This is a genomic window from Aquimarina longa SW024, assembly GCF_001401755.1.
Classification (GTDB): domain Bacteria; phylum Bacteroidota; class Bacteroidia; order Flavobacteriales; family Flavobacteriaceae; genus Aquimarina; species Aquimarina longa.
This window is the reverse complement of sequence record NZ_AVQK01000080.1, coordinates 1-2,574: the sequence shown is the minus strand read 5'-3', so window position 1 is coordinate 2,574 and position 2,574 is coordinate 1. Positions and strand designations below refer to the sequence as shown.

Genomic DNA, 2,574 nt, shown 5'->3' with positions numbered 1-2,574 from the left:
ATACATTGCGCCTAACGTATTTGTGTATGAATAGTAGTGGATTTTACGCACTAAATTTTCGGTTTATAACTTGACTTTAAAGATAAAAAACTAACTTTGAATAAGCACTAAAACCGCTATTATTTATACACGGTGTTACCCAACGTATTTTTATTTTCGCCTATTTATTTGCATATTTACAAATATTTATTCAAATTTGCAATAAATCAAATCCATAATTATGTCAGATTGGAATGATAAAGTTAAACGTTTATTAAAGTCAGAATTGGTTCGTAGAGGAATTTCAAATTCGGACTTGGTAAATATGCTTGAACAAATTGGAATAGAAGAAACAAAATCGAGTATTGATAGTAAAATCAGTCGGGGAACATTTAGTGCTTCTTTTTTTTTACAATGTTTAACTGTTATTGGCTGTGAAAAAATCGAAATAGAGGAATACGAAAATCAATTATCAATTGCATCTGAACCACAGTCAGATTATACCTTAAAAAAATAAAATATGTCAAAAGTTAAATTTATAGATTTATTCGCTGGATTAGGAGGAATACGATTAGGGTTTGAAAAATCATTCCAAGATTTAGGTTTTGAGACAGAGTGTGTAATGACTTCTGAAATTAAACCTTATGCAATTGAAACTTTGTCTAAAAATTTCAATCACGATTATTTTGTTGGAGATATTTTTAATGTTGAAAATAAACAAATTCCAAACTTTGATTTTTTGTTAGGAGGTTTTCCTTGTCAGCCATTTAGTGCTGGTGGAAAACGTGAAGGATTTGTTGATACAAGAGGAACTTTGTTTTTTGAAATTGAAAGAATTTTAAAAGAGAAAAATCCATATGGTTTTATACTTGAAAATGTTGAAGGACTTGTAAAACACGATTTAGAAAATAAAGAGGATAAAATAGGAAGAACATTAATGACTATTTTAGATAAGCTTAAAAATGAATTAGGCTATAAAGTTTCTTGGAAAGTTTTAGATTCTATTGAATTTGGATTGCCTCAATCCCGTAAGAGAATATTTATTGTTGGAAACAAAGATGAAAAAGCTAATCTTACCTTTTCTGATAAAGAATTTAATACTTTAAATAGTATTTTGGAAAACGGATTAGAAACTATTAATTCTAATTTTACTGAAAAACTTTTTAAGCATTTTGAAATAGAAGATTTATATGGTAAATCTATTAAAGATAAAAGAGGAGGAGATAATAATATTCATAGTTGGGATATTGGAATAAAGGGAGAAGTTTCAGATGAGCAAATTATTATTCTAAATAAACTTTTTAAAGAAAGACGTAAAAAGCATTGGGCTGAAAAAATTGGTATAGATTGGATGGATGGAATGGCTTTGACTTTAAAGCAAATTTCAACTTTTCATAAGAATGATAAACTTAAATTTTTATTGGATGATTTAGTTAAAAAAGGATATTTAAGATTTGAACATCCCAAAAAATTGGTGCGTGAAATTACAGAAAATGGGGAAAGAAAATTTCGTGCTTATGATGAAACAAAACCAAAAGGATATAATATTGTTACAGGAAAATTGAGTTTTGAAATAAATAAAATTTTGGATCCTAATGATATTGCTCCAACACTTGTAGCAACAGATGTTTCTCGATTAGCAGTTCCAGATAACGGAGGTTTAAGACGATTAACTATTAGAGAAGGCTTGCGTTTGTTTGGTTATCCAGAATGGTACGAAATTCCTGTTAAAGAATCGGAAGCTTTTGATTTATTAGGAAATACAGTTGCTGTTCCAGTTGTTGAACACGTTGCAAAACAATTAGCAGAAATTTACGAACGAAATTTAGTTTATTCTACTGTCAATGAAACCCCAGTATGTTCTTGATAGTTTTTTAATACATTTCTCAACCAATGACCATTAGTGTGCCTTGTTTGAGGATATTGATAACGAGTGTTGTTTAAAGCTGTTAAAAATTCCTCTTTGCTATTAAAAGGCTTGAATTTGGCACGTGTGGAATACCAAATACTTGGTCTTATATTGTAAATTACACTTTTCTTTTCTTGAACTTTTAGAGGATACGTTCCACTTGGACAAGCTAATTCCCAAATCTTTTTTAACCAAACGTCTTTAATACTGATTACTCCGTTATTCATTTGATATGCCAAAATAAGATAATCTGAGTCAATTCGGTAAGCATTTTCTAAAAGTGAATTACAATAAGAATCGAAGTTTGCTAAATCAAATCCAGGTCCTCTGTCAAAATCAAATGATTTAACTTCTAAAAGTCCTTTTTTGTGGTTGTCTTTGTCTAAAAGAAAATCAGGAAAAGTTTGAGAATTTGTGTTTTCTTCAAAATCAATATTTTCTTTTTGAAACCAAGCTTTCAACCATTCTTGTAGTAAATTTCCAACAGTATCTTTTGTCTTGATTAGTATGCTTAAATCTTTAACTGTAAATTTAATGCTTCCTGTTTCTCCAATTAATTTATAATCCTCGACAAGTTTTTTATAGAGTTGTTCCGCTGTTAATTTCATTCAATCTTATTGGTTTTCTTAATTTTCAAAGATAGAAAAAATTATCTTGGAATCTCGATTTTTATATGTTGGGTAACG

General features: G+C 28.9%; 3 protein-coding genes. 2 read left to right on the top strand and 1 reads right to left on the bottom strand.

What is annotated here, in order from left to right:
* Positions 1-220 precede the first annotated feature (220 nt).
* Positions 221-496 (top strand): DUF6471 domain-containing protein, encoded by a 276-nt coding sequence (locus tag N456_RS08895; RefSeq protein WP_062056054.1) that lies wholly within the window; start codon positions 221-223, stop codon positions 494-496.
* 3 nt (positions 497-499) lie between these two features.
* Complete coding sequence (gene dcm / locus N456_RS08890; RefSeq protein WP_062056052.1) at positions 500-1,846, top strand: DNA (cytosine-5-)-methyltransferase; 1,347 nt, start codon at positions 500-502, stop codon at positions 1,844-1,846.
* Here dcm and N456_RS08885 read toward each other — a convergent pair.
* The gene (locus N456_RS08885; protein ID WP_062056050.1) at positions 1,810-2,496 is read right to left on the bottom strand and encodes an NgoBV family restriction endonuclease; all 687 of its coding nucleotides are present in this window, start codon (positions 2,494-2,496) and stop codon (positions 1,810-1,812) included. The genes dcm and N456_RS08885 overlap by 37 nt on opposite strands.
* Positions 2,497-2,574 lie beyond the last annotated feature (78 nt).